The organism is Anoxybacillus sp. P3H1B (genome assembly GCF_001560855.1).
GTDB lineage: Bacteria > Bacillota > Bacilli > Bacillales > Anoxybacillaceae > Anoxybacteroides > Anoxybacteroides rupiense.
The window spans coordinates 192,655-218,144 of record NZ_LPUG01000012.1; the positions used below are offsets into that span (position 1 = coordinate 192,655).

Here is a 25,490-nt window from a genome sequence, read left to right on the forward strand (position 1 = left end):
TTCACCTATTTGCCCATCATTTATTCACTCTATTGGACAATTCATCGAAATCGCTGCATTTGCATACAATGAAAGCATGCCATAAAGGAAAACGGCGGAGAACGCTTAGCTTTAGAGAGAAAGATGGATTGACAAAGTTTACTCGCTCCACCCGGAGGGAGTTGGTTTCGCACAAGAGAGACGGTCGCCAGAGTAGATAAAGAAAAAAGCGGCGACGAGCGCCTAGCGCTTAGCTGCATATAATGAAAAAAAGCAACCTGTTTTTACGCTGAAGAAAAGAAAGGATTGATTCATATGTGTGGGATCACCGGTTGGGTGGATTTCCAGCGAGAGATGCGCACTGCACAACCAACCATTGAAAAAATGACGGAAGCATTGGCAAAGCGCGGTCCAGATGATACAAACTACTGGTTAGACCAGCATGTGGCATTTGGACATAAACGACTTGTCGTCGTCGATCCAGCAGGCGGCATACAGCCGATGACAAGACAAAAACATGGCAGTGATTATACAATTTGTTATAATGGCGAACTGTATAATACCGAAGAAATTCGCAAAGAGCTTTTAAAAAGGGGCTATACATTTCAAGGCCATTCGGATACAGAAGTATTATTAACAGCCTATATCGAGTGGCAAGAAACATGTGTGGACTATCTTAATGGAATTTTTGCATTCGCCATTTGGGATGGAAAAAATGAAAAATTGTTTTTAGCAAGGGATCGCTTAGGAGTTAAACCGCTCTTTTACCGCCATATTGGAGGCAGTTTATTATTTGGTTCCGAGATTAAAGCGATTTTGGCACATCCTGAAGTAAAGACAGAAATCGGCCGCGAAGGATTGGCGGAAGTGTTTGGATTGGGGCCGTCTCGAACTCCAGGGCACGGAGTATTTAATGGCATTCATGAATTGCGTCCAGCCCATATGCTTATCTATTCGCGAGAAGGTATCAACATTCGCCGCTATTGGAACGTAAAAAGCCATGTCCACTCCGATTCGCTTGAAGAGACGGTAGAGAAAGTCCGTTTTCTACTGACTGATGCAGTGACGCGACAGCTTGTATCCGATGTACCTGTTTGTACGTTTTTATCAGGTGGGGTGGACTCAAGCGCCATTACTGCCATAGCCGCCAATGCGTTTGAAAAGGCTGGGAAAGGCCCGCTGCATACGTATTCGATTGATTATGAAGGGAATGATCAGTACTTTACAGCGAATGATTTTCAACCGAATGCCGATGGTCCTTGGATTGAGAAAATGTCGAATACATTTTCGACAATTCACCATCGTTGTGTCATCTCGCAGCAGAATTTAGCTGATTATTTAACAGAGGCCGTTACGGTACGTGATTTGCCAGGAATGGCCGATGTAGACTCATCGTTGCTTTGGTTTTGTCAACAAATTAAGAAAGACTTTGTTGTTAGCTTATCAGGAGAGTGCGCCGATGAGATTTTTGGCGGATACCCTTGGTTTCATCGCCCAGATGATTTGGCGCGAAATGGATTCCCTTGGATGCGGTCCACGGAGGCACGAATGGATTTGCTTCAAGAAAAATGGCGGAAAAAATTGCGCTTAGATGAGTATGTGCAAACGCGATTTCGTGAAACGATCGCAGAGGTTCCAAGATTGGAAGGAGAGAGTGCCGTCGAAGCGAAACGGCGCGAGCTGTTTTATTTAAATATGATTTGGTTTATGACAACCCTTCTTGATCGCAAAGACCGAATGAGCATGGGAGCGAGCCTAGAGGTGCGTGTGCCATTTGCCGATCACCGTTTAGTAGAATATGTATGGAACATTCCATGGGAAATGAAAATGTACGGAAATCGAGAAAAAGGAATATTGCGTCGAGCGCTGGAAGGAATTTTGCCAGAAGAAGTGCTATATCGCAAGAAAAGCCCTTATCCGAAAACACATCATCCTCTTTATACAGAATTAGTCAAAGCGAGAATGAAAGAAATATTAAAAGAGCGATCCTCTGCACTATATGAATTTTTTGAAGCTGGAAAGCTAAAAGAAATGGTGGAAACAGGAGGGAAATCATTTCAAATGCCTTGGTTTGGCCAGCTGATGACAGGACCGCAGCTGCTTGCTTATTTGTGCCAAGTTCACACTTGGTTCGAGCATTACTCCATTCAAATTAAAGATTAAAAAAGAAAAAGGAGAAGCTTTTGTTTACCAAGCTTCTCCTTTGCTTTTTATTATGTCGTTCCCACGGGGAATTGGACAAGGGATTTATGGCACCAAGTCTTTGATCGCCAGCGCCATAGCATGAATAGTCCACGCAGCCATTCATCAGCAATAAAAGAAATCCAAATACCGATGAGCCCCAAACCAAAATAAATGCCAAGAATATAGGAAAGTACGACGCTTACTCCCCACATCGATGCAATTCCTATGTAAACAGGAAACTGCACATCGCCCGCTGCCCGGAGCGAACTAATAATCACTAGATTAAATGAACGGCCCGGTTCAAGTAAAATAGTTAGTAATAACAGCGTTTTTCCCATTTCGATGATCTCTTTGTTATGTGTAAAAAATGAGAGCAGGGGTTCAGCCAATAGATAGCATGTAAAAGCCATAGCAATAGAAATCGAGATGGCGCTATACAAGCTTTTTAAGCAGCGCGCGTATGCCTGCTCATATTGCTTGGCTCCAACGAAATAACCGACGAGAATTTGCGTGCCTTGGCCGACGGCAATGCCAAACAGAAAAACAAACATGATCAAATTTTGCGTATAGATTTTTGCTGTTAGCGCTTCAGTTCCCATCCATGTAATAAAGTATGTGATCACCATTTGCGCTGTATTGTAGGCCAAATTTTCTCCGGCAGCAGGGATGCCGATTTTCAGCAAGCTACGAATGTGATGCATAGGCAAATAGGCGAAGCGTGATAGCGACGGAATCAAGTTCGTTCGCTTGGCCAAAAGGAAAAAGATAGCGATTAATGCGATGATTCGACTAATGGTGGTAGAAATGGCGACTCCTTTGACCCCTAAAACCGTAAGACCAAATGGCCCAAAAATAGAAATGTAATTTCCGATGATATGAAGGATGTTCATGCCGACGGTAATATACATCGTGTTGCGAGTATACCCATGGCTTTTTAAAATGGCCCCAGCCGTCATCATAAGAGCCTGAACAAATAAAAAACCGCCAACGATGGCTAAATAAGAATAGGCTTCATCTAAAAGTTCATCAGGCAGCTTCATGGCATATAATAGTTGCTTTCCAAATAACAGGAGAATGGCACTAAGAAAAAAACTAAAGAAAAAGTTAGCGCTTATGGAAGCAAGGGCAACTTCTCTCGTATTTTTGACATCTTTTGCGCCGATATATTGAGCGACTAAAATAGCAGTACCCATTGCCACAAAATCGAACATGACGATAACAAGAAAAATAATTTGGTTCGCGACGCCAACAGCGGCGACGGCCTGATCAGAATAGTGGCTGAGCATGAGTGTATCAGCACTGCCCATCAACATATACAGAAGCGTTTCGATAAAAATCGGCCAAGTCAGTGCGAATAATGACAAGTGTTTATGATTAGACATAATCGTTCCCTCCTTTATAGCTGAAAGCGACGGCAGTCGATCGCCCGGCCGTCGAAATCGGTGATCATCATCTCATTTGAGAACAAAAAACGTGGATGCATCAAACTTAAATAAACGGCATTTGATCCTGGTATATATAAATCTAGTTCTTTCATCGATTGAAACGTTTTCGATTTTGATTGATGCCGATTTTTTTATAAATAAAAGCTATATTCAGTGTATCGATTTTACGGCATAATAAAAGGGAGCAACACGATTCGATTTGTATATTTCCGACATAAAGAGGAGATTGATTATGCGGCATATTGCCTTTAGGTGTCCGCCTTTTCCGACCTTTATTAAGGGAGGAGAGGCGATGTTTGTGCAAGGAAAAAAACACTTCAAGCGAACTTTTTCAGTATTTGATTTGCTGTATGTAAAGCGAGGCTGCTTATTTATGGCAGAGGAAGATCAGCTATTTGAAGTAAAAGAAGGAACCTATATGATTCTGATACCGCAACGCGGACATTATGGTTATCGCCCATGTGTGGAAGATACCTTGTTTGTCTGGCTTCATTTCACCATGGAGCAACATTATGAGATCCTTCCTAAAGGAGAAATCGCTTGGCATGATGTAATGGAACGAGAAGCATCATATGTAGAGGCAGCACAATATCAATTTTACTTGCCGCAGTTTGGGGTAATGAAGCAAAAAGAAAGAATGGAGCAATTGCTGGAACAAGTGGTTCATTTAGAGCACGATAGCTCTCCTGATCGTGCGCTTAAACAGCAAATTTATTTCGCGGAGTTTCTCGTGCAGCTTCAGAAACAAGCATTGGACATTCCAACGGCATCAGAAAAAGTATGTGCCGAAGCTGTTCAATATATCCATAAGTACTATCGTGAGCCTTTTGAGATGAAAAAATTAGCTCGATCGTTGCGCTTTCATCCAGACTATATCACGCGCTGCATGCAAAAAACGATGGGAATGAGCGTCATGCAATATTTGCATTACTATCGGATAGCTCAGGCGAAAAAGCAGCTGGCAGAAACGAACGATACGATTGATTCCATCGCCAAGCGGGTAGGGATTGAAGATGCCGCTTACTTTTCCCGCTTGTTTAAAAAAGTGGAGGGAGTGACGCCAACAGAGTACCGCCGCATCGTTTACCGCATATGAAAAGCGAGGAGATGCTTCCTCGCTTTATAACCAATCTTCGATTTTATAGATGAAAAATCCGTATGGTGGAAGTGTCGACTTTAATGTGTCAGCCTCAGCTGCAAACTGCTCATTTGTCCATAAATTCGTGAGCAGCTTTCCTTTTAGAGAGAGAGGCAAGGTGATCTCTATTTCTTGTTCGTTATTGTTCACGAGGAAAATGATTGCTTCTTCTTCGAATGTTTTCATATAGATCAAATGATTCGTTTCATCATTTGCATCGATAAAATGAAGATTTCCGCGATTTCCAAATGCCTTATAAGCCTTGCGCAATGCAATAAGCTTTTGGACATGTCTAAAAAGCTCGCGATTTTGCTGATGTTCATCCCATATCATGCATTTGCGGCAGCCTGGGTCTTGATCGCCTGTTATTCCAATTTCATCGCCATAATAGATGCAAGGTGTTCCTGTAAAAGAGAGCTGGAATAAAAACGAGAGCTTTGCTTTCCGCACATCCTCTTTGCAGAGAGTCAGCAGACGAGGCGTATCGTGACTGCCGAGTAAATTAAATGCTACTTCATTTACATTCGTTGGATAGGAATGGAGCACATGTGTCATCATTCCGACAAATTGTGAAGCGCGAATCTCATGTTGAGCAAAGAAACGAAGGGTCCCATTTGTAAAAGGATAATTCATCACAGCGTCGAATTGGTCGCCGCGCAGCCAAGGCATAGCATCATGCCAAATTTCTCCAAGAATATAGGCGTCTGGTTTGATCGTTTTCACCGCTTGGCGAAACTCGCGCCAAAATTGATGATCGACCTCATTAGCGACATCTAAGCGCCAGCCATCAATATCAAATTCACGAATCCAATAAGTCGCCACATCTAATAAATAGTTTTTCACCTCTTGGTTTTCTGTATTCAGCTTTGGCATATTCGGAGTAAAAGCAAATGTATCATAGTTTGGACGCGGCACGGTTTGCAGTGGGAATTCGCGAATATGAAACCAATGTTTATACTTAGAATTTTCTCCATATTTCAGCACGTCTTGAAATGGAGGAAATTCGTAACCGCTATGATTAAAAACCGCATCAAGCATGACGCGAATGCCTTTTTGATGGCAAAGCTCCACAAGCCTTTTAAATGTCTGTTTATCTCCAAATTGCGGATCAATTTCAAAATAATCGATCGTATCATATTTATGATTGGATGATGCTTTAAAGATAGGCGTGAAATAAATTCCATTAACTCCTAGATCAACGAGATGATCCAGTTTCTGAATAATGCCCTCAAAATCTCCACCGAAAAAGCTGGTCGGCGTAGGATCAGCGCTTCCCCACGGCAATGTTCCAGCAGGATTCAATGCTTCATTGCCATTGGCAAAGCGCTCTGGGAAAATTTGATACCAAATGGTATCTTTTACCCACTCAGGTGCTTGGAACACATCGATTTTGTTTAAAAAAGGAAAACAAAAATAATAAGCGGTATCATCCATCGGTGCCGTTCTGTAAAATCCTTTTTCTGTATAAACGATTTGCTCGTTGTTGCTTGTCAGTTCGAAACCGTAACGGAGGCGACGATATGGAGGAGTTAAGGCGATAAACCAATAATCAAACAGTTCATCTGTTCCGCTTTTTTGCATAGATTGATAGCTTACCTGCCAATGGCAGTTTTCCCATTCGTATGGATCGCCGTAAATAAGGCGGACATGCTCGACGTCATTTTTTTTTGTCCGCAATCGTATATGTAGTGTTTGCTCGTCATATGCATAAGCAAAGTTGTCTTTTGGACGATGATAAATGGCTTCTTTGAACATGGAATCAGCTCCTTTAAAAAAGATTAAGTGCAAGCGATTGCCATTTGGTTACACAGTGACAAGATGAATATGATAGCTTGTTTGTTATTTTGCCAAACAAAAAGGAAACGTATTCATTCCGTATGTTTTAAGAGTAATTGATCACTATATAAAAAGTCAATCAATCGCTAAACCAATTGTAAAACATGTAAAAAAGAGTTGTCAAAATTCAAAATGATTGTATAATAAAAGTGATAATTTGTGCAACCGTTTTCCTAATTAATCATTATGAAAACGCTTGCCATTTTCATTTTTTGTAAATAAACAGGAGGGATCGGAATGAAAAGGATGGTATCTCTTTTTTCCTCGCTCGCATTGACGACAGGGGTGTTGGCAGGGTGCGGACCTGATGGGGAAACAACGAAGACGAATCCAAATGAAGGGAATAAGCAAACGGAAACATCAGAAAACAGCATGCCTCCTAAGCCAGATAAGCTTGTTGTTTGGGAAGATGTCAAGCGGGGAGTAGCGCTTGAGCCAGCCATTAAAGCGTTTGAAGAAAAATATGGGATTAAAGTCGAGTATAAAGAAGTAGAGATGGCGACAAAGCAACGGGAACAATTGCGTTTAGATGGCCCGGCAGGCACAGGTCCCGATGTGATTACAGTGCCTCATGACCAGATCGGCCAGCTTGTAACGGAAGGACTCATTCGTGAAATCAACGTTGATCCATCCGTATTAGATCAGTTTACAGAATCCTCTATCAAAGCGGAGACCTATAAAGGAAAGCTTTATGGGCTGCCAAAGGCCGTAGAAACCCCGGTATTTATCTATAATAAAAAGCTGATGGATAAAGCGCCGGAAACGATGGATGAGCTGTATCAATTTGCGAAGGGATTTACAAAAGGAGACAAATACGGATTTTTAGCTCTTTGGGATAACTTTTATTTTGCACACGGTGTGATTGCCGGCATGGGCGGCTATGTATTTAAAGAGGATAACGGCACATTGGATCCGAAAAATCTCGGTTTAAATAACGATGGGGCAGTCAAGGGAGCTGAATACATCCAAAAATGGTATAAAGAATTATTCCCGAAAGGAATTATCGGTGAAAACGGCGGTTCGACGATGGATGGCCTGTTTAATGAAGGAAAGGTAGCCTCTGTCATGAATGGACCATGGGCATTTCAAGGAATGCGTGATGCGGGAATTGAAATTGGAGTTGCACCGATGCCAACATTGCCAAACGGAGAACATGTGAAAACGTTTATGGGCGTAAAAGGATGGCATGTGTCTGCTTTTTCCAAAAATCCAGAATGGGCGACGAAATTAATTGAGTTTTTAACGAATGAAGAAAGTGCGAAAAAGCGCTTTGAATTAACAAAAGAGATTCCGCCGGTTAAAGCTCTCGTTGATGATCCGCTTATTGCAGAAGATGAAGGGGCCAAGGCTGTGGCGATTCAATCCCAATACGCGGTTCCGATGCCGAATATTCCGGAAATGTCTGAAGTATGGGGCCCGATGGCAACCGCTCTGCAATTAGTGGCGAACCAAAAGATAAAACCGAAGAAAGCATTAGATGAAGCGGTGAAAACCATTCAAACCAATATTGAAACGAATCACTCAGGCGAGTAAAAAGAGAGCGCCTCTCTTTTACGGGATCGGCGATAAGACAACTTGAAGATGAAACAAATGATTGGTGGAAAATTGGCGGTCAAAGGCAAGTCGCTGCCTTGTCTCAGTCACGCCAAAACGTGACCAGGAACCGAACAATCAGCTACTTCCAGGCAAATGAATTTGTCTGGAAGCAATGCTGTTCGGTCGACCGACTATCGAAATCGATAGTGATCGGCTCGCTTTAGGGGTTCATATTGATGCATCAAGAAAAAACCATTTGCCGATCAAACAGGAGAGTGGAAAAGGTTCCTTGCTTCTGCTGGGCTCCATGTTTTGCACGGGCGTTTATAGTATGGATGGCTTCCATGTTTTCACACGCCTATCGCATTTGCCGAACTATGCTTTTATGGCCGATAGAACTTTTGATGATAGAAAAGGATTGGATGCTGAACTGATATTTGCAGGTGATGAATCTAACATTCTCAAATATGAACTGGTTGTGAGTGGTGATATGTTAGAAAGGAGGGGCTTATGTGGAGTCGACTATCTATCAATCTCGTCATCGGAAGATTGCGCTTGGTTTATCGATTATTCCGGGACTCGGACAGCTATACAACCGCCAATATACGAAAGGTATTTTCTTTCTTGTATTAACGGTTTCTTTTTTTATTGTCTTTCATGATTTATTGGATATCGGTTTGTGGGGATTAGTGACGCTTGGTGAAATAGTCCCGCGTGATCATTCCATTTTTTTGTTGGTGGAAGGGATTTTAGCGGCGATCGTGCTCGTATTTGGCCTCGGGTTTTATGCGTTTAATTTGCAGGATGCGTATAAAAACGGACAAAAACGCGACCTTGGCTTAAAAATCAACTCGCTGCGTGAACAATATCAAACGCTTGTCGATAGCGGATTTCCTTATTTAATGATCTCGCCGGGATTTATTTTGCTCATTTTTGTCGTTGTTTTTCCGATTATTTTCGTTGTGCTGCTTGCGTTTACAAACTACGATTTGTATCATACGCCGCCAGCTAAATTAGTCGATTGGGTTGGCTTGCAAAACTTTGTTGACTTAGTGAAGCTTGACCTTTGGCGGAAAACGTTTATTAACGTATTGGCATGGACGATTATTTGGACGTTTGGTGCGACTACCTTGCAAATTGCTCTTGGCATTTTCCTAGCGATTCTCGTCAATCAAAAAGATTTAAAAGGAAAAGCGATTATCCGAACTATTTTTATTTTGCCTTGGGCCGTTCCGGCGTTTGTGACTATTTTGATTTTTGCGGGCATGTTTAATGAATCTTTTGGCGCGGTCAATCAAACCATTTTAGCCTCCTTGGGGCTTCCGGCTATTGATTGGATGACAAACCCATTTTGGACAAAGGTGGCGCTGATTTTCATTCAAACATGGCTTGGTTTTCCATTCATTTTTGCGATGACAACGGGTGTGTTGCAATCGATTCCAAGTGAATTGTATGAAGCGGCAACGGTAGATGGAGCTACAGCATGGCAAAAATTCACAAAAATCACGCTTCCTCTCGTTCTTTATACAGTCGCCCCTATTTTAATTACGCAGTATACGTTTAATTTTAATAACTTTAACATTATTTACTTGTTTAATGGCGGAGGGCCGGCGGTCTCGGGCCAAAACGCCGGTGCGACCGATATTTTAATCTCTTGGATTTATCGTCTGACGATGACGTCGGCACAATATTCCAAAGCCGCGGCTGTAACCTTGCTGTTATCGCTTGTTGTTGTCTCCGTTGCTTTATGGCAGTTTAGAAGAACGAGATCATTTAAAGAAGAGGATATGATGTGAAATGGGCATGAAAAGACGAAAAATCATTCGTTTAACCTTGTCGTATATCGTGATTTTAGTGGTCGTCGCCATTATTATGTATCCGCTTCTTTGGGTTATTGGCTCTTCGTTTAATCCCGGACAGAGCTTGTCGGGGTCGAAGATGATCCCAGAGAATGCAACGCTCGCTCATTATAAAGAGCTGTTCGACCCTGATCAAAGCGATTATTTGCGCTGGTACTGGAACTCTTTAAAAATCTCTACACTTACGATGGTTTTTTCTGTTATTCTCGTAAGTTTGACGGCCTATTCATTTTCCCGCTACCGTTTTATCGGAAGGAAAAATGGTTTAATCACCTTCTTGATTTTGCAAATGATTCCGAACTTCGCCGCATTAATTGCTATTTATGTTTTAGGGCTGCTCACAAAATTAATTGATACGCATTTAGGGCTGATTCTTGTTTATGTAGGCGGATTTATTCCGATGAACACTTGGTTGATGAAAGGGTATTTAGATACGATTCCGAAAGAGCTTGATGAATCTGCGAGAATCGACGGCGCCGGACATTTGCGCATTTTTTGGCAAATTATTATGCCGTTGGCTAAGCCGATCATTGCGGTTGTGGCGCTATTTGCTTTTACAGGACCGTTTGCCGATTTTATTTTGGCTAGCGTCCTGCTTCGCAGCAAAGAAAAGTATACGCTGGCCGTTGGACTGTATGACTTGGTCGCAAAGCAGTTTGGAAGTGAATTTACAACGTTTGCTGCTGGCTCTGTGCTGATCGCTCTGCCGATTGCGATCTTGTTCCTTTCGTTCCAAAAATATTTCGTATCAGGATTGACAACTGGCGGAACAAAAGGATAAGAAAGAGAGGGAAAGAACCGTTCAAGTTCTTTCTTTTCAGGCTATTTCGAGCTATATTAAAACAGTAAGTAGACTCGAAATAGATAGGGAGTGGGAAGGTTGAAACGAGCATTTGTTTCTAGTTTAGCGCTTCTTTTTTTACTTTCATTTGCCATTCCTGCACAGGCAGACACAAATGAAAAGAGGACATGGCAAGACGAAACCGTCTACTTTATGACGGTTGACCGATTTAACAATTTGGATTCGACAAGCGACCAAGGTGTCAATGTCAAAGATCCTCGCGCCTATTTCGGAGGGGATTTAAAGGGAATTACAGCTAAACTGGATTATATTCAAAGCATGGGATTTACAGCGATTCGACTGACGCCGATTTTTCAAACGGAGCCAGGGGATTATCAAGGAAAGAAGGTTACGGATTTTTATAAAGTCGATCCGCATTTTGGAACGCTCAGTGATTTAAAAACATTGGTGAAAGAAGCACATAAGCGCCAGCTGAAGGTGATTTTGGATTTTGTGACGAATCATACGTCGTCTCGCCATCCGTGGATAAACGATCCGGCGAAAAAAGATTGGTATCATGAGAAAAGAGAGATTTCAGACTGGAATAATCCACAGCAAATAGAGACCGGCTGGTTAAATGGGTTGCCAGATCTTGCACAAGAAAATCCAGAAGTGAAACGTTATTTGATTGATGCCGCTAAATGGTGGATAAAAGAAACGAATATTGATGGTTATTATCTTGATGACGCTGGACATGTGCCTAAATCGTTTTGGCAGGAGTTTTCAAATGAAGTCAAAGCAGTGAAGAAAGACTTTTATCTGCTTGCAGGAATAGACAGCAATGATCCGCGTTATATAGCGGATTATGAGAAGGATGGAATCGATGGTTTTCTTGATTATCCTTTTTATAATGAAGCGTCAAAGGTATTGAGCAATGTGAATCAATCGCTTGCGCCGCTTTATCGTGTTTGGAAGAACAATGTCTCTTATTATGATCATCCTTATTTGTTAGGTACGTTTTTGGACAATGACAGAACTGTTCGATTCACAAGGCTTGCTTTAGAAAACAAGCAAAATCCGATAACCAGAATGAAGCTTGGTCTAGCTTATTTATTTTCAGCGCCAGGCGTTCCTATTGTCTATTACGGAACAGAAATTGTGTTAGACGGAGGAAAGGCTCCTGATAATCATCGCCTTATGAATTTCCGCACCGATGATGAAGTGGTGAACTATATAAAAAAATTAGGAGAACTGCGCGGGCAATTACCTTCTTTGCGGCGGGGGGATTTTACTCTCTTGTACGAAAAGAAGGGAATGGCTGTTTTTAAACGAACATATAAGGGAGAAACAGCTGTCATCGCGATAAATAATACAAACAAAACGCAAAAAGTCCATTTAACAAACGCTCAGCTTGCCACTGGAAAAGAGTTGAGAGGACTGTTATCTGGCGATTTAGTGCGAAGCAGCAAAAACGGGTATAACTTGATTTCGGATAGGGAAACAGCAGAAATTTACGTGCTTGCCAAAAAGACGGGTCTGAATATTCCATTTATCGCTGCGCTCATTGCTGTTTATGTCTTGTTTGGATTGTTTTTATACTATGCGAAAAAGCGTGCCAAACGGTCTAGGTAGGAGGGAGAAAAGATGCTGGAAGATACAAGCTTTGCTATTTTGCCGGATCGCGAGGGAAAGCGGCGTAAACGGAATGTAATCGATATCGGAAACATGCTGGCTTTTTCCTGTAAAGATGAAGTGTTTTTCTTCCGATGTGATGCAGGTGTAGTGAACGTTCAGTTTTATGATCATCCTATCGTCCGCGTCGCTTTTAATCCTTTTGGCGAAACGAGCATGAAAACAAGCCGTGCCGTCGTCATGCAGCCAAAAAAGGTAAAAGTGGATGTGCATGAAACAGAGGAACAGGTAGAGCTGGCTTCACCACAAATGAAAGTGGTAGTGAAAAAACGGCCCTTTCGTGTGCAGATTTATGATCAAGCGGGCCGTTTGCTTGTAGGGGAGGAAGCGAGAGGGATGGCCTTCACTTATGAAGGTGATGTTTACTGTTATAAAGGAATGGATCAGGCCGACCATTTTTATGGGCTCGGTGAAAAAACCGGATTTCTGAATAAGCGCGGTGAAAAATGGACCATGTGGAATACAGATGTGTATGCGCCGCATAATCCGGAAACGGACCCTCTTTATCAGTCTCATCCGTATTTTATGACGTTGCGGAATGGATGGGCACACGGTTTGTTTTTTGACAATACGTATCGGACCATATTTGATTTTCAAACGTTCGAAGATGAATATTGCTTCGCGGCGGAGGGCGGACCGATTGATTATTATGTATTTGCCGGTCCGACTCCGCGCGATGTATTGAAGCAATATACGAATCTGACAGGAAAAATGCCGATTCCTCCTAAATGGGCGCTCGGCTATCATCAATCGCGCTATAGCTATGAAACGGAGCAGGAAGTAAGAGAACTGGTGCAGACGTTTATAGAAAAAGATATTCCGCTTGATGCGGTGTATTTAGATATCCATTATATGGATGGCTATCGTGTGTTTACATTTGATAGAAACCGCTTTCCGAATCCGAAGCAGCTGATTGCCGATTTGAAACAGGAAGGGGTTCGTGTTGTTCCGATTGTAGATCCTGGGGTAAAGGTGGATCCTGAATACGCCATTTATCAAGAAGGAGTAAGGGACGATTATTTTTGCAAATACATGGAGGGAAATCTTTTCATTGGGGAGGTCTGGCCAGGAAAAAGCGCGTTTCCGGATTTCACAAATGAACAAGCGAGAAGCTGGTGGGGCGACAAGCATCGGTTTTATGCTGATTTAGGCATCGAAGGTATTTGGAACGATATGAACGAACCGTCTGTGTTTAATGAAACAAAAACGATGGATATTGCCGTGATGCATGATAATGATGGAAACCCGAAAACGCATCGTGAACTTCATAATCTTTACGGATTGATGATGGGAGAAGCGACATACACCGGCATGAAAAAGCTGTTGAACGGAAAGCGTCCGTTCTTGTTAACGCGTGCCGGTTTCTCAGGCATCCAACGCTATGCAGCTGTATGGACGGGAGATAATCGCAGCTTTTGGGAGCATTTGCAAATGTCGTTGCCAATGTGCATGAATTTAGGATTATCAGGCGTAGCGTTTTGCGGAGCGGATGTTGGCGGGTTTGCTCACGATACGAACGGGGAGCTTTTAGCACGTTGGACGCAGGTGGGGGCGTTTACTCCATATTTTCGCAATCATTGTGCGATCGGATTCCGCCGGCAAGAACCGTGGTCGTTTGCTGAAAAGTATGAGCGAATTATCAAACAATATATCCAGATGCGCTACGAATGGTTGCCGCATTTATACACGCTTTTTGCAGAAGCTCATGAGACAGGTGCTCCTGTCATGCGACCTTTGCTTTTTGAGTATCCGGATGATCCTCATACGTATAATCTTTATGATGAATTTTTGCTTGGTGACAATGTGTTGGTTGCTCCGATTATGACGCCTAACACCGCTTATCGAGCTGTATATTTGCCGAGAGGGAAATGGATCGATTATTGGACAGATACCGTTTGGGAGGGAGGTCAATACCATCTGGTTCATGCGGAATTAGACAAGCTCCCAATTTTTGTGAAGCAAGGCTCAGCCATTGCGCTTGCCAATGCAAGACGTTCTACTGATATGCCGGATGAACAGCGCATCGTGCGCTTATATAAAAAGTGTGATGGAAAAACCGCATATATGATATATGATGATGATGGACAAACGTTTGCTTATGAGAAAGGAATTTATTTCCGTTTGCATTTGGATATAAGGTATGATGAGAATATTGTTCGGATTGACACGAAAACGGAAGGGGAGTACCGGCCAGACTGGAAGCTGTCATTTGCGATTCATGGAGGAACGGCACAGACGACTGTGATCGTCGATGGAAACGAGCAACATGGTAGATGGGATGATAAGCAGAACATCTTATGGATCGACCACAATTGAGGGATGGAGAAGGAGGGATGTGAAATGAACGTCACCATTAAAGATGTTGCAAAACGAGCGAATGTGGCTCCCTCCACTGTTTCAAGAGTCATTGCAGATAGTCCGCGCATTAGTGAAAAAACAAAGAGAAAAGTGCGAGAAGCGATGAAAGAGCTTGGCTATCATCCCAATTTTATTGCCCGGAGCCTGGCGAATCAATCGTCGCAGGTGATTGGAATCGTGATGCCGAGCTCAACTGACCAAGCGCTGCAAAATCCGTTTTTTCCTGAGGTGATTCGCGGAATTAGCAAAGCAGCACATGAGAAAAAATATGCTTTGCAAATGTCGACAGGCGAAAAGGAAAGCGAGATTTATGAAGGTGTGATCGAAATGCTGCAGGGGCGGCGGGTTGACGGTGTTATTTTGCTTTACTCTAGAACGAATGATAAACTGATGAAATATTTGCAGAAGAACCGCTTCCCATTTGTTGTCATTGGAAAGCCTCACCAGATGGCAGAACAAATTACTCATGTCGATAATGATAACTATCGCGCGGCAAAAGAAGCGACTCAATATTTAGTTGAGCTTGGGCATAAGCGAATAGCATTTGTCGGAGGCAATATCAGCTATTTAGTGACAGTCGATCGGCTGCTAGGATATGAAGCGGCGCTTAAAGAAGCCGGGCTGCCGTACCGCCAAGAGTATATTATGCATGAAGAATTTTTAAAAGAAGGCGGACAAGAAGCGATGAAAGAGCTGCTGTCGTTACGTGAACCGCCGACAGCGTTAGTGGTGGCGGATGATTTGATGGCGCTTGGGGTTTTGAATACGTTGGACGAGATGAACGTTCGCGTTCCTGAGGATATATCCATTGTCAGCTTTAATAATACGCTGTTAGCGGAGCTCTCACGCCCTCCATTAACATCAGTCGATATTCATATTTTTCAGCTTGGATATGAAGCGACGAAAAGTTTAATCGAAAAAATTGCGAATCCAAATGAGCCGATCAAGCGAATTATTATTCCGCACCAGCTTATGAAACGATTTTCCTGCGATGACGATCAAACAAAATGAAAAAAGTTAGATGGCCGACAAAGTCCGTTTCGACTTTGTCGGCCATCATTGTTAAGCATTCTCCATTTCCGCACCGGGCTGGTTTGCGCTTGGCAGACAAGGGACGCAGTCAAGCGAAGACGAAAATCGAATAAGAGAGGCTTGTGAGCGGACAAAATTCAGGTGCTTTTTTGCGCATAAGAAGAATGGGTGATTCGTATATAAACAAAAAACTTGCAACATATCGTTGCAAGTCTATCAAAGGGAAGAGAGGGGTCACCTTTTGGTTTGTGCAAAAGGCTGACATCAAACACTGTACGTAATAATCATAATTGGATCATACATGATAAATCAAGTATACTGTAAATAAAATTAACAATAAATGTTCAATTTTATTACATTCACCCGTTCACGATTTTTCCACCATTTACATGAATCATTTGTCCTGTTATATAGGAGGCGTCATCGCTGGCGAGAAACACATAGCTTGGCGCTACTTCCTCAGGCTGTCCAGGTCGTTTCATCGGCGTATTCGAACCGAATGCAGCTACTTGCTCGCTTGAAAAGGTTGAAGGAATGAGGGGTGTCCAAATCGGCCCGGGGGCGACACCGTTGACGCGAATTCCTTTTTGTACCAAAGATTTAGCTAACGAGCGTGTAAATGTCGCGATCGCTCCTTTTGTTGCCGAATAATCGAGCAGCTGCTCATTGCCTTCATAAGCTGTAATGGATGAGGTGTTAATAATGGAGCTGCCTTCTTTTAAATAAGGAAGTGCCGCTTTCGCTAAATAAAAGTAGCCAAACACATTCGTGCGAAACGTTTTTTCTAGTTGCTCTGAGGTGATGTGCAGTAGGCTGTCTTGAGGATGTTGTTCAGCTGCGTTATTGACAAGAATATCTAGCTTTCCAAATGCAGCGATGACTTGCTTGACAGCTTCGATACAAAAATGCTCATCTCCCACATCTCCGGCAATCAACAGGCATTGGCGTCCCTCTTCTTCAACCTGCCGCTTGGTTTCTTCTGCATCTTGGTGTTCGTTCAAATAAATAATGGCGACATCCGCGCCCTCTTTCGCAAAATAAATGGCAACCGCTCGGCCGATTCCACTGTCTCCGCCGCTAATTAAGGCGATCTTTCCTTGAAGCTTGCCGCTTCCTCGATAGGCAGGATCCTCGGAGACGGGCTCGGGCTGCATCACGGATTGTAATCCCGGCTGCTGATATTGATGCTGTGGCGGCAAGGTCATTTGCTGCTTTGTGACCATCTTGATCATTCCTCCCTTATACCATCATGTTCAGTCATTGTTTAGTATGGGAGAATCAAGCGAAAATATCACGAAAGCCGTTTATCCATTATTTTACTATATAGATACGGCTTGATGGATCAACATTTATCCCGGAAGTGAGGCATCCCTCAAAAAATGATGATGATAAAAGAAATACGTGACTGGCGACATTCGATCAGACGAAACAAAAAAGCTGGCATTCGCCAGCTTTTTTACAATACATTAAAGTATTTCGCTTCTGGATGAGCAAAAACGATGGCAGATACAGAGGCTTCGGGTTCCATCATAAATTCCTCCGTTAAATCAATCCCGATCTCTTCTGGATGCAAAAGATGGAACAGTTTTTCTTGGTCTTCTAGGTTTGGGCATGCCGGATAGCCAAAAGAAAAGCGTTGTCCTTGATATTTGGCGGCGAACCGTTCCTCCATTGTGAAATCAGGATCGTCTGGAAATCCCCAACGGTCGCGCATGACTTGATGGATCCGTTCAGCCAGCCCTTCTGCTACTTCAAGCGCCAGCGCTTGAATTGCATGGCTTTTTAAAAATTCGCCGCTTTTTTTCCATTCTTGCGCTAGCTCACGGATGCCTGTTCCAGCGGTCACGGCAAATAATCCTACATAATCAAGCTGCCCGCTTTCCACCGGCTTGATATAATCAGCCAAACAAAGATAAGGTGACTGGCGCTGCCGCGGAAACTCGAATGTTTCGATCGTGGTTTTTGCATCTTTCGGCGAGTAAATATAAATACGGTTTCCATCGCTTTGAGCGGGAAAAAATTGATAGACAGCCGCTGGCTTTAACCACTGTTGCTGTTTGGCGGCAGAGAGAAGATCCTCTATCAATTGTTTGAGAAAAACAGCTTTTTCATTTTGTTCCGCTAATAACTTTTTCACTTTTCCTTTCAAGCCAAGGTGATGTCCGAGCAGCATTTGCCAGTTAATATACGGCTCAATGTGAGCGATCGGGATATCTTTTAGGACATGACGCTCTAGATCTGCCGGAACATATACTGGAACATGGATGGATACATTGGACCGAACAAGAGTAGCCGTTTGCGATGATGACGCTGATACCGTAAAGCTTTGTTCCTTTCGTTTATATTCAACCTCGTTTTGCTGCAGGCGGTTGGCAAGGGAGAGCCCGTCCATGGCGTCTTTTGCATAAAGCACGATTCCATCGTACTCTGGAGCGATTTTATTTTCGGTAAATTTTCGCGATAATGCTGCTCCACCGACAAGAATAGGCAAGGAAATGCCGGCTTGTTTTAAATCTTGAGCGGTTAGCACCATTTGTTGGGCTGATTTGACGAGCAGCCCCGATAAGCCAATAATGTCGGGTTTTTCGGCTTTTACGGCTTCAATCAGCTGCTGGGAAGTGACTTTAATGCCTAGATCCACCACGTGATAACCGTTGTTGCTTAAAATAATGTCCACTAAATTTTTGCCGATGTCATGCACATCCCCTTTGACGGTAGCAAGCATCACTTTTCCTTTTAGACTGGTTTCGGTTTTTTCCATATAAGGCTCCAAAAAGGCGACCGCTGCTTTCATCACCTCAGCACTTTGCAGAACTTCAGCGACAATGAGCTGGTTGTCATTGAACAGCCGGCCTACTTCATCCATACCGGTCATAAGCGGACCATTGATAATATCCAGAGGGGTGTTATATGTTTGCAAGGCCAACTCTAAATCCTCAAGCAGTCCTTCTTTTGTTCCTTCGACGACATAGGAAGCGAGCCGTTCCTCGAGCGATAAATGAGTATTCGTTTTTTTCGTTTCTTTCGTTTTGCCCCGGTAAAACTGAATAAAGATGTTTAAAGTTTCATCATTCGTATGAAAGAGGAGCGCCTCAGCCAATTGCACTTCCTCCGCTGGAATGGAAGCAAAGCGCTCAAGCTTTTCCGTATTAACAATCGCGTAATCAAGGCCGGCTTGCGTACAATGATATAAGAAAACAGAATTTAAAATTTCCCTGCCAACTGGCGGCAATCCGAATGAGACATTGCTGATACCGAGTATGGTTGGACAATGTGGCAGCTGTTCTTTAATGAGTCGGATGCCCTCAATCGTTTCTTTCGCGGCGCCAATATATTGTTCGTCGCCGGTGCCGACTGGAAAAACGAGCGGATCAAAAATAATGTCATGTGGCGGTATGCCGTATTTATTGACAAGCAAATCGTAAGAACGCAAAGCGATTTCAAGCTTTCGTTCAGCGGCAATGGCCATTCCTTGTTCATCAATCGTGCCAACAACAACGGCCGCTCCATAGCGATGAATGAAAGGAACAATTTTTTCGAAACGCTCCTCTCCGTCTTCGAGGTTAATGGAATTAATAATCGCTTTTCCTTGCGAATAGGAAAGGGCGCACTCAATCACTTTTTCATCCGTTGAATCAATCACGAGCGGCACCTTTACCTTTCGAACGACTTGCTGGATAAATTGTTCCATATCTTCCTTTTCGTCGCGATCCGGATCTGCAAGGCAGATATCGATGACATGAGCGCCGTTTTTTACTTGCGTTCGAGCAATTTCCGCTGCTTCTTCATATTTTCCTTCCGCAATCAAACGTTTAAATTTGCGAGAGCCGATGACGTTTGTTCGTTCGCCGACAAAAAGCGGGCGCATTGTTTCATCGTAAATAAGTGGCTCGATTCCTGAAACAGCATGAACGGAGAATGAGGTTGGAATCGTGCGCGGAGCGACATCGCGAACCGCTTCAGCGATAGCGCGAATATGAGACGGCGTTGTGCCACAGCAGCCGCCGACGATATTGAGCCAGCCTTTCTCAGCAAAGCGGCGGATTTTTTTTGCTAACATATCCGGTGTTTCGTGATAATGCCCTTCTTCATCCGGGAGCCCGGCGTTTGGATAACAGCTGACGGCTGTATCGGCTAGTTGAGAAAGAGAACGCAAGTGATCAGTCATAAACTCCGGCCCGGTTGCACAGTTGAGCCCAATGGCAAATGGCTTCATATGGCGGACGGAAATAAAAAACGATTCAATCGTTTGTCCCGCCAACGTCGTTCCCATCGGTTCAATCGTCCCGGATATCATAAGCGGAACGATTTTTCCTGTCTTCTGAAATGCTTGTGAAACGCCGATAAAACCCGCTTTTACGTTAAGTGTATCTTGACACGTTTCTAAAAGCAGAAGATCGACGCCGCCGATTAATAGGCCGCGCGCTTGCTCTTCATAGGCGGCTACAAGTTGGGCAAATGTTGTCCCCCCGGTAACAGAAAGGGTTTTCGTTGTTGGACCCATCGAACCGGCGACAAACCGCGGCCAGCTTGAAGTGGAATGGCGTTCAGCCGCCCGCTTAGCCAGCTTGGCTGCTTCTATATTTAATTCAAGCGCCATATGGCCGAGCCCATATTCGTCTAACACCATGCTGGTAGCACCGAACGTATTGGTTTCAATGATATCGGCTCCCGCTTCAAGATAGGCTTCGTGAATCTGTACAATGACGTGAGGGGAGGTCACAGATAAATATTCATTGCATCCTTCGTATGATTCGCCGCCAAAATCAGCAGCTGTAAGCTCGGCGCTTTGAATCATCGTTCCCATTGCTCCATCCATTACTAAAATTTTCTTTTTCAGCTGATTATACAGTTGGCTAGCCATGATGAAGTACCTTCCTTTCTGAAATCGAACGTTCTTTTTCTTGAATATAGCGGACGAGCTCGACTGTCATTTCATAGCGCAAAAACGGCGTAATTAAATAAATGCCGCGAAATAAATCAAAAGCCGCATCGATGAGCGATTTGGCGATGGCAATTCCTTCTCTCGACGATTGAATCGGATCATGGGCGCAAGCCGCCATTCGGGAACGAATATCGTCCGATAACGTGATTCCCGGTACTTCGTGATGCAGAAAGTCGGCGTTACGTGCGCTTGTAAGCGGCATAATACCGATATAAATCGGCGCTTCAAGATGTTTCGTTGCCTCGTATACCTCTTCGATTTTTTGTTCGGAATAGAGCGGCTGCGAAATAAAGTAGTGGGCGCCGCACTGAATCTTTTTCTCAAGCCGCTGCACCGCTTTATCTAAATAACGGACATTCGGATTGAAGGCCGCAGCGATAGAGAAGTTGGTTTTTTGCCCAAGCGGCTGACCGGAGTAGGAAATCCCTTCATTAAATTGGCGAATCAGCTGAATTAAATCAAATGATGACAAATCATACACAGATGTTGCGCCAGGAAATTCGCCGATTTTGGATGGATCTCCGGTGACAGCAAGTACATCCGTAATGCCAAGTGTATGCAATCCCATTAAATGAGATTGCAGACCAATCAGATTGCGGTCGCGGCATGTAATGTGGATCAGCGGACGGATGCCTAGCTGTTGCTTAATAAGGGTTCCGAGCGCGACATTGCTGATGCGCGGAGTAGCTAAAGAATTATCAGCCAGTGTTAGGGCATCAATATTCGTTTCTTTGAGCGCTTTCGCTCCTTCCAAAAATTTTCCGATGCCCAGCTTTTTCGGCGGATCTAATTCAACAAGGACCGACCGCCGTTTTTTTACGATATCTTCTAAAGGCGGTTCAGATTTTGGCTCTGCTGATGGAATCGAGATGTTTGCTTGCTGCTGTTTCACTTGTTTCGTTTGAATGGGCGTGCGATCAATCAAGGCTTGTGCCATCGCCGCAATATGTTTAGGAGTCGTTCCGCAGCAGCCGCCGATCAGGCGGACGCCTTGTTCGCGAAAGGAGAGAGCCGTTTCCTTAAAATATTCGGCGTTCGTTTCATAAACAAGGCGGCCGTCGCGATAATCTGGAAGGCTAGCATTCGGATAAGCGGAAAGGAATGCGGTGCTGGGAAGCGGCACGGCTTCAAGAGAACGAATCATATGATACGGACCAAGATGGCAATTTAATCCAACTACATCGGCCCCCAATTGTTCCAATTGGGAAAGCGCATCGCTGAGCGGAGTCCCGTCTTGCAGCACGCCAACACCGTGAAGGGTCACATGGGCGATAATCGGTAATGTTGTTTCTTTTCGGGCGATGGCGAGCACCGTTTGAAGCTCCTCTAAGTCGTAATAGGTTTCAAGCAGAATTCCATCTACTTCTTCGTGCAAAAGCACGTACAACTGCTCCCGAAACGTCCGTTTCACTTCTTCAAGAGTGATGGCGCTTTTCTTGAATGTGCGAAGACCGCCGATGGTTCCAAGAACATAGGCACGGCCTGAGGCCGCTTGTTTCGCTAGCTTTACAGCTGCGCGGTTGATTTCTTTTACATCGTCCTCCAATCCATAGCGTGCTAGCTTCATATAGTTTGCGCCATATGTATTGGTTTGAATGACTTCTGCGCCAGCGTCAAGATAAGCTTCATGAATATGGATAATATCTTCTGGTTTGGAGAGATTCAATTCTTCAAAACATCGGTCAATTCCATGGGAGTATAATAAAGTTCCCATCGCCCCATCGGCGATGATGATTCGTTTCTGCAATTCTTCTAAAAATCCCATGCGTATCACTCCTTCGTCTTCTTAAAAAATAAAAAAAGCCTTCTAAAAATAAGAAGAAGACTTTGGGTTGCTCCTTCTTATCTTCCAAGCATCAAGCCTGTCTGGAATTAGCACCTTGACATACGGTCAGGTTGCTGAGAGTTCACAGGGCCAGTCCCTCCCTCTCTCTTGATAAGAAAAATGAGTATGCAATTTTCAATCAATACGTTATTTATAATTTAAATAATTTTTAGAAAATATTCAACTGCAAATTTTGATTATTTTTTAGATGGAACGGATCAGCGCTCAAAAGGCGACGATCAGGCAAAGTTTGTGGACTTACGCCGGGAAATCTATAGTTCGCATTTTGGTTATAAAAACAGCCTAATTCGGAGGAATTAGGCTGTTAAGACGAAGCGCACAAACCCCTATCGATAGTTGACAAATTGTACATCAATCGGCAAATCAGCTTCACGGATCGCTGTGATCACTTTTTGCAGATCATCTTTGCTTTTGCCGCTGACGCGGATTTGATCTTCTTGAACTTGGCTTTTTACTTTTAAGCCTGTGTTTTTAATAATCGTATTAATTTTTTTCGCATGATCTTTGTCAATGCCTTGAACAAGGCTGGCACGTTGACGGACCGTTCCTCCTGAGGCTGGTTCTATTTTTCCGTATTGAATATTTTTGATAGAGACCCCGCGCTTAATCAGTTTGCCGATTAATACATCTTTCAATTGCTCAAGTTTGAATTCATCGTCGGAAACGAGGATCAGTTCGTCTTTTTCTAAGGAAATGTCACTTTTGCTTCCCTTGAAATCGTAGCGGTTTTGAATCTCCTTCATGGCGATATGAATGGCGTTAGTAACTTCAGATAAATCTACTTTGGATACGATATCAAATGAGCTTTCTTTTGACATATATTACCTCCAGTAAAATTTGGTCATTTCGTTCTTATTATAGTAAAATGTAGCATGATAAACAATAAAAAGGAAGATGCATCCATGAAACAACTTATACCAGGAGAAATAAGAACATTAACCGTAAAGCGGGAGGTTCCGTTTGGCTGGTTTTTAGCGAGCGGTCAGGAAGAAGTGTTGCTTCATCAAGCGGAGATAGACCGTCCGCTTGCAATCGGAGAAGAGGTCCATGTCTTTTTATATCACGACCATCAAGGACGGTTGAGCGCTACAATGAAATCACCCAAAATAACAAAGGATACATATCATTGGGTGGAGGTGGTTGATGTTGTTCCAAAGCTCGGTGTTTTTGTTGACATTGGCATATCAAAAGATGTGCTTGTGTCTAGCGATGATTTGCCTCCTCTTTTGTCACTATGGCCACAGCGAGGGGATCAGTTATATTGTTCGTTAAAGACAGATCGGAAAGGGCGCTTGTTGGCTAACTTGGCGGATGAGGAAACAATCCGGCAGCTTGCTACGAAAGCTTCGGAGTCCGTCTTTAATCAAAATGTGCGCGGTCGCATATATCGTGTGATCAAAGCTGGAGCGTCTATGATCTCAGATGTGGGTTATATCGGTTTTATCCACGAATCTCAACGCAGGAGAGAACCGCGTCTTGGCGAAGTGGTCGAAGGGCGTGTCATCGCTGTCAAAGAAGACGGTACAATGAATGTGTCGCTGCTGCCGCGCAAGCACGAAAGCATCGACGAAGATGCAGGAATGATTTATCGTTACCTTGAAAGCAGAGGAGGGGCCATGCCCTATCATGATAAAAGCAATGCAGAGGATATTCAAGCGCGCTTTCAAATGAGTAAAGCCGCGTTTAAAAGAGCATTGGGACGGCTTATGAAAGAAGATAGGATTTATCAAGAAAATGGCTGGACTTATATCAAGCATAAGGAAGAATAGAAGCGGGGGTACAATACTCCGCTTTTTTTGTGCAGGGCTAAAAAGATGCCCCTATATCGCCGATAAAAATAGTGGATAGATTACAGCATAAGGGGATAAATCGATGAAGCAACTACGTCTTATCATTGTTATGATGGTGGTCGTGTGCCTTTTTTCAGGATGTTCAGCGCAGGAAACGGCCACAACAAAAGAAAGAGTAAAAGTCGGTATTATGTTGTCTGACGTCGGACTTGGAGATCAATCGTTTAGTGATTCTGCTTTCAATGGATTGATGAAAGCGCGCAACGAGCTTGGCATTGTGTTCGATTATCGCGAATTGCAGGATACGAAAACGTATGAGCAAGGGCTAAAAGAATTGGTCGAAGAGGGAAATGATATTGTCATCGGCCTCGGATTCATGGTGCAAGAGGATTTGGAAAAAGTAGCGAAGCAATATCCAAAGCAGCATTTTATTCTAGTGGATGCTGTGTCCAATTTGAAAAACGTGACTTCGATTACGTTTAAGGAAGATGAAGGAAGCTTTTTAGCCGGAGTAGTCGCGGCGTTAGCGACCAAAACGAATCAGGTTGGCTTTATTGGCGGAGACGATGTACCGCTTATCCACAAATTTGCCGACGGCTTTGAAAAAGGGGTTCATGCCTTAAAGCCTTCAGCTTCTGTGAGCGTGGTGTATGCCGGGGATTTTGGAAATGATCAGCTTGGCGCCAAGCTTGCGGGAGAAATGTTTAAAGGCAGCTGCGACGTCGTATATACGGCCGCTGGATTTACGGGCGTGGGAGTGTTAAAGGAAGCGGAGGCGCAAGGAAAGTATGCTATTGGCGTTGACAGCGACCAATATTTTTATGCGGAAAAGGCGGTTGTCACATCAATGGTGAAAAATGTGGATGTGGCGCTGTTTACGATTTTACAGCAATATGTGCAAAAAGGCGAAATGCCACAAGGGGCGGTTCAACTGGGCCTTAAGGAAAATGGCGTCGGACTTGCGCCGATTCGCGTGATGGCATGGAGCGAGCCGCAACAAAAATTGATCGAACAATGGAAGCAAAAAATTGAAAATGGTGAAGTAACAACGAAGGAATAGAAAAGGGGA

17 protein-coding genes and 1 riboswitch are annotated in these 25,490 nt (G+C 43.6%); of the genes, 11 read left to right on the forward strand and 6 right to left on the reverse strand.

From position 1 onward, the window contains the following. The first annotated feature begins 294 nt into the window (after window positions 1-294). Window positions 295-2,142 carry an asparagine synthase (glutamine-hydrolyzing) gene (gene asnB / locus AT864_RS08275; protein WP_066148195.1) on the forward strand — a complete coding sequence of 616 codons (1,848 nt, stop codon included), beginning with the start codon at window positions 295-297 and terminating at the stop codon, window positions 2,140-2,142. Window positions 2,143-2,192: 50 nt separating this feature from the next. Here the strand turns inward: asnB and AT864_RS08280 are convergent, their stop codons facing one another. Then, window positions 2,193-3,548, reverse strand: a complete 1,356-nt coding sequence (locus AT864_RS08280; protein ID WP_369815513.1) for an MATE family efflux transporter — start codon at window positions 3,546-3,548, stop codon at window positions 2,193-2,195. A 292-nt stretch (window positions 3,549-3,840) separates the two neighbouring features. Between AT864_RS08280 and AT864_RS08285 the strand changes: the two genes are divergently transcribed. Beyond that, window positions 3,841-4,704 (forward strand): AraC family transcriptional regulator, encoded by an 864-nt coding sequence (locus tag AT864_RS08285; protein ID WP_066148200.1) that lies wholly within the window; start codon window positions 3,841-3,843, stop codon window positions 4,702-4,704. 24 nt (window positions 4,705-4,728) lie between these two features. Here the strand turns inward: AT864_RS08285 and AT864_RS08290 are convergent, their stop codons facing one another. After that, entirely contained in the window at window positions 4,729-6,501 is a 1,773-nt protein-coding gene (locus AT864_RS08290) for an alpha-glycosidase (RefSeq protein WP_066148203.1), read from the reverse strand. 318 nt (window positions 6,502-6,819) lie between these two features. On the opposite strand from AT864_RS08290, the gene AT864_RS08295 reads away from it, so the two are divergent. The 7 genes from AT864_RS08295 (at window position 6,820) to AT864_RS17905 (ending at window position 15,953) form a co-directional block, all read left to right on the forward strand. Beyond that, window positions 6,820-8,115, forward strand: a complete 1,296-nt coding sequence (locus AT864_RS08295) for an extracellular solute-binding protein (RefSeq protein WP_066148206.1) — start codon at window positions 6,820-6,822, stop codon at window positions 8,113-8,115. A gap of 515 nt (window positions 8,116-8,630) precedes the next feature. Continuing rightward, complete coding sequence (locus AT864_RS08305; protein ID WP_066148212.1) at window positions 8,631-9,914, forward strand: carbohydrate ABC transporter permease; 1,284 nt, start codon at window positions 8,631-8,633, stop codon at window positions 9,912-9,914. A 1-nt stretch (window position 9,915) separates the two neighbouring features. After that, complete coding sequence (locus AT864_RS08310; protein ID WP_066148214.1) at window positions 9,916-10,758, forward strand: sugar ABC transporter permease; 843 nt, start codon at window positions 9,916-9,918, stop codon at window positions 10,756-10,758. Between the two features lie 99 nt (window positions 10,759-10,857). Next, window positions 10,858-12,390, forward strand: a complete 1,533-nt coding sequence (locus tag AT864_RS08315) for an alpha-amylase family glycosyl hydrolase (protein ID WP_066148217.1) — start codon at window positions 10,858-10,860, stop codon at window positions 12,388-12,390. Window positions 12,391-12,402: 12 nt separating this feature from the next. Beyond that, entirely contained in the window at window positions 12,403-14,766 is a 2,364-nt protein-coding gene (locus tag AT864_RS08320; RefSeq protein ID WP_156450512.1) for a glycoside hydrolase family 31 protein, read from the forward strand. Between the two features lie 24 nt (window positions 14,767-14,790). Continuing rightward, a complete protein-coding gene (locus tag AT864_RS08325; RefSeq protein ID WP_066148220.1) occupies window positions 14,791-15,819 on the forward strand; it encodes a LacI family DNA-binding transcriptional regulator in 1,029 nt (342 codons plus the stop codon). Then, the gene (locus AT864_RS17905) at window positions 15,816-15,953 is read left to right on the forward strand and encodes a hypothetical protein (RefSeq protein WP_156450513.1); all 138 of its coding nucleotides are present in this window, start codon (window positions 15,816-15,818) and stop codon (window positions 15,951-15,953) included. Before AT864_RS08325 ends, AT864_RS17905 begins: the two co-directional genes overlap by 4 nt. 246 nt (window positions 15,954-16,199) lie before the next feature. Here AT864_RS17905 and AT864_RS08330 read toward each other — a convergent pair whose 3' ends face one another. The 4 genes from AT864_RS08330 to AT864_RS08345 all read right to left on the reverse strand — a co-directional run bounded on the left by AT864_RS08330 (window position 16,200) and on the right by AT864_RS08345 (window position 23,449). Beyond that, complete coding sequence (locus AT864_RS08330) at window positions 16,200-17,063, reverse strand: SDR family oxidoreductase (RefSeq protein ID WP_044745694.1); 864 nt, start codon at window positions 17,061-17,063, stop codon at window positions 16,200-16,202. Between the two features lie 233 nt (window positions 17,064-17,296). After that, window positions 17,297-20,704 carry a methionine synthase gene (gene metH / locus AT864_RS08335; protein WP_066148223.1) on the reverse strand — a complete coding sequence of 1,136 codons (3,408 nt, stop codon included), beginning with the start codon at window positions 20,702-20,704 and terminating at the stop codon, window positions 17,297-17,299. Next, window positions 20,697-22,550: a bifunctional homocysteine S-methyltransferase/methylenetetrahydrofolate reductase gene (locus AT864_RS08340; protein WP_066148225.1), complete on the reverse strand. Its 1,854-nt coding sequence runs from the start codon at window positions 22,548-22,550 to the stop codon at window positions 20,697-20,699. The genes metH and AT864_RS08340 overlap by 8 nt, the downstream gene beginning before the upstream one ends. 74 nt (window positions 22,551-22,624) lie before the next feature. Next, window positions 22,625-22,728: riboswitch (SAM riboswitch) on the reverse strand. 229 nt (window positions 22,729-22,957) lie between these two features. After that, on the reverse strand, window positions 22,958-23,449 hold the full coding sequence (locus AT864_RS08345; RefSeq protein WP_066148227.1) for a YajQ family cyclic di-GMP-binding protein: 492 nt from the start codon (window positions 23,447-23,449) through the stop codon (window positions 22,958-22,960). 84 nt (window positions 23,450-23,533) lie between these two features. On the opposite strand from AT864_RS08345, the gene AT864_RS08350 reads away from it, so the two are divergent. Both AT864_RS08350 and AT864_RS08355 read left to right on the forward strand, forming a co-directional pair. Beyond that, window positions 23,534-24,400 (forward strand): S1 RNA-binding domain-containing protein, encoded by an 867-nt coding sequence (locus AT864_RS08350; RefSeq protein WP_156450514.1) that lies wholly within the window; start codon window positions 23,534-23,536, stop codon window positions 24,398-24,400. 103 nt (window positions 24,401-24,503) lie between these two features. Next, a complete protein-coding gene (locus AT864_RS08355) occupies window positions 24,504-25,481 on the forward strand; it encodes a BMP family protein (RefSeq protein ID WP_066148229.1) in 978 nt (325 codons plus the stop codon). Window positions 25,482-25,490 lie beyond the last annotated feature (9 nt).

Coding starts and splice junctions, on each gene's coding strand:
- asnB (WP_066148195.1), top strand. CDS start 295: ATGTGTGGGATCACCGGTTGGGTGGATTTCCAGCGAGAGATGCGCACT.
- AT864_RS08285 (WP_066148200.1), top strand. CDS start 3,841: ATGCGGCATATTGCCTTTAGGTGTCCGCCTTTTCCGACCTTTATTAAG.
- AT864_RS08290 (WP_066148203.1), bottom strand. CDS start 6,501: ATGTTCAAAGAAGCCATTTATCATCGTCCAAAAGACAACTTTGCTTAT.
- AT864_RS08295 (WP_066148206.1), top strand. CDS start 6,820: ATGAAAAGGATGGTATCTCTTTTTTCCTCGCTCGCATTGACGACAGGG.
- AT864_RS08310 (WP_066148214.1), top strand. CDS start 9,916: ATGGGCATGAAAAGACGAAAAATCATTCGTTTAACCTTGTCGTATATC.
- AT864_RS08320 (WP_156450512.1), top strand. CDS start 12,403: ATGCTGGAAGATACAAGCTTTGCTATTTTGCCGGATCGCGAGGGAAAG.
- AT864_RS08325 (WP_066148220.1), top strand. CDS start 14,791: ATGAACGTCACCATTAAAGATGTTGCAAAACGAGCGAATGTGGCTCCC.
- AT864_RS17905 (WP_156450513.1), top strand. CDS start 15,816: ATGAAAAAAGTTAGATGGCCGACAAAGTCCGTTTCGACTTTGTCGGCC.
- AT864_RS08330 (WP_044745694.1), bottom strand. CDS start 17,063: ATGGTCACAAAGCAGCAAATGACCTTGCCGCCACAGCATCAATATCAG.
- metH (WP_066148223.1), bottom strand. CDS start 20,704: ATGGCTAGCCAACTGTATAATCAGCTGAAAAAGAAAATTTTAGTAATG.
- AT864_RS08340 (WP_066148225.1), bottom strand. CDS start 22,550: ATGGGATTTTTAGAAGAATTGCAGAAACGAATCATCATCGCCGATGGG.
- AT864_RS08345 (WP_066148227.1), bottom strand. CDS start 23,449: ATGTCAAAAGAAAGCTCATTTGATATCGTATCCAAAGTAGATTTATCT.
- AT864_RS08350 (WP_156450514.1), top strand. CDS start 23,534: ATGAAACAACTTATACCAGGAGAAATAAGAACATTAACCGTAAAGCGG.
- AT864_RS08355 (WP_066148229.1), top strand. CDS start 24,504: ATGAAGCAACTACGTCTTATCATTGTTATGATGGTGGTCGTGTGCCTT.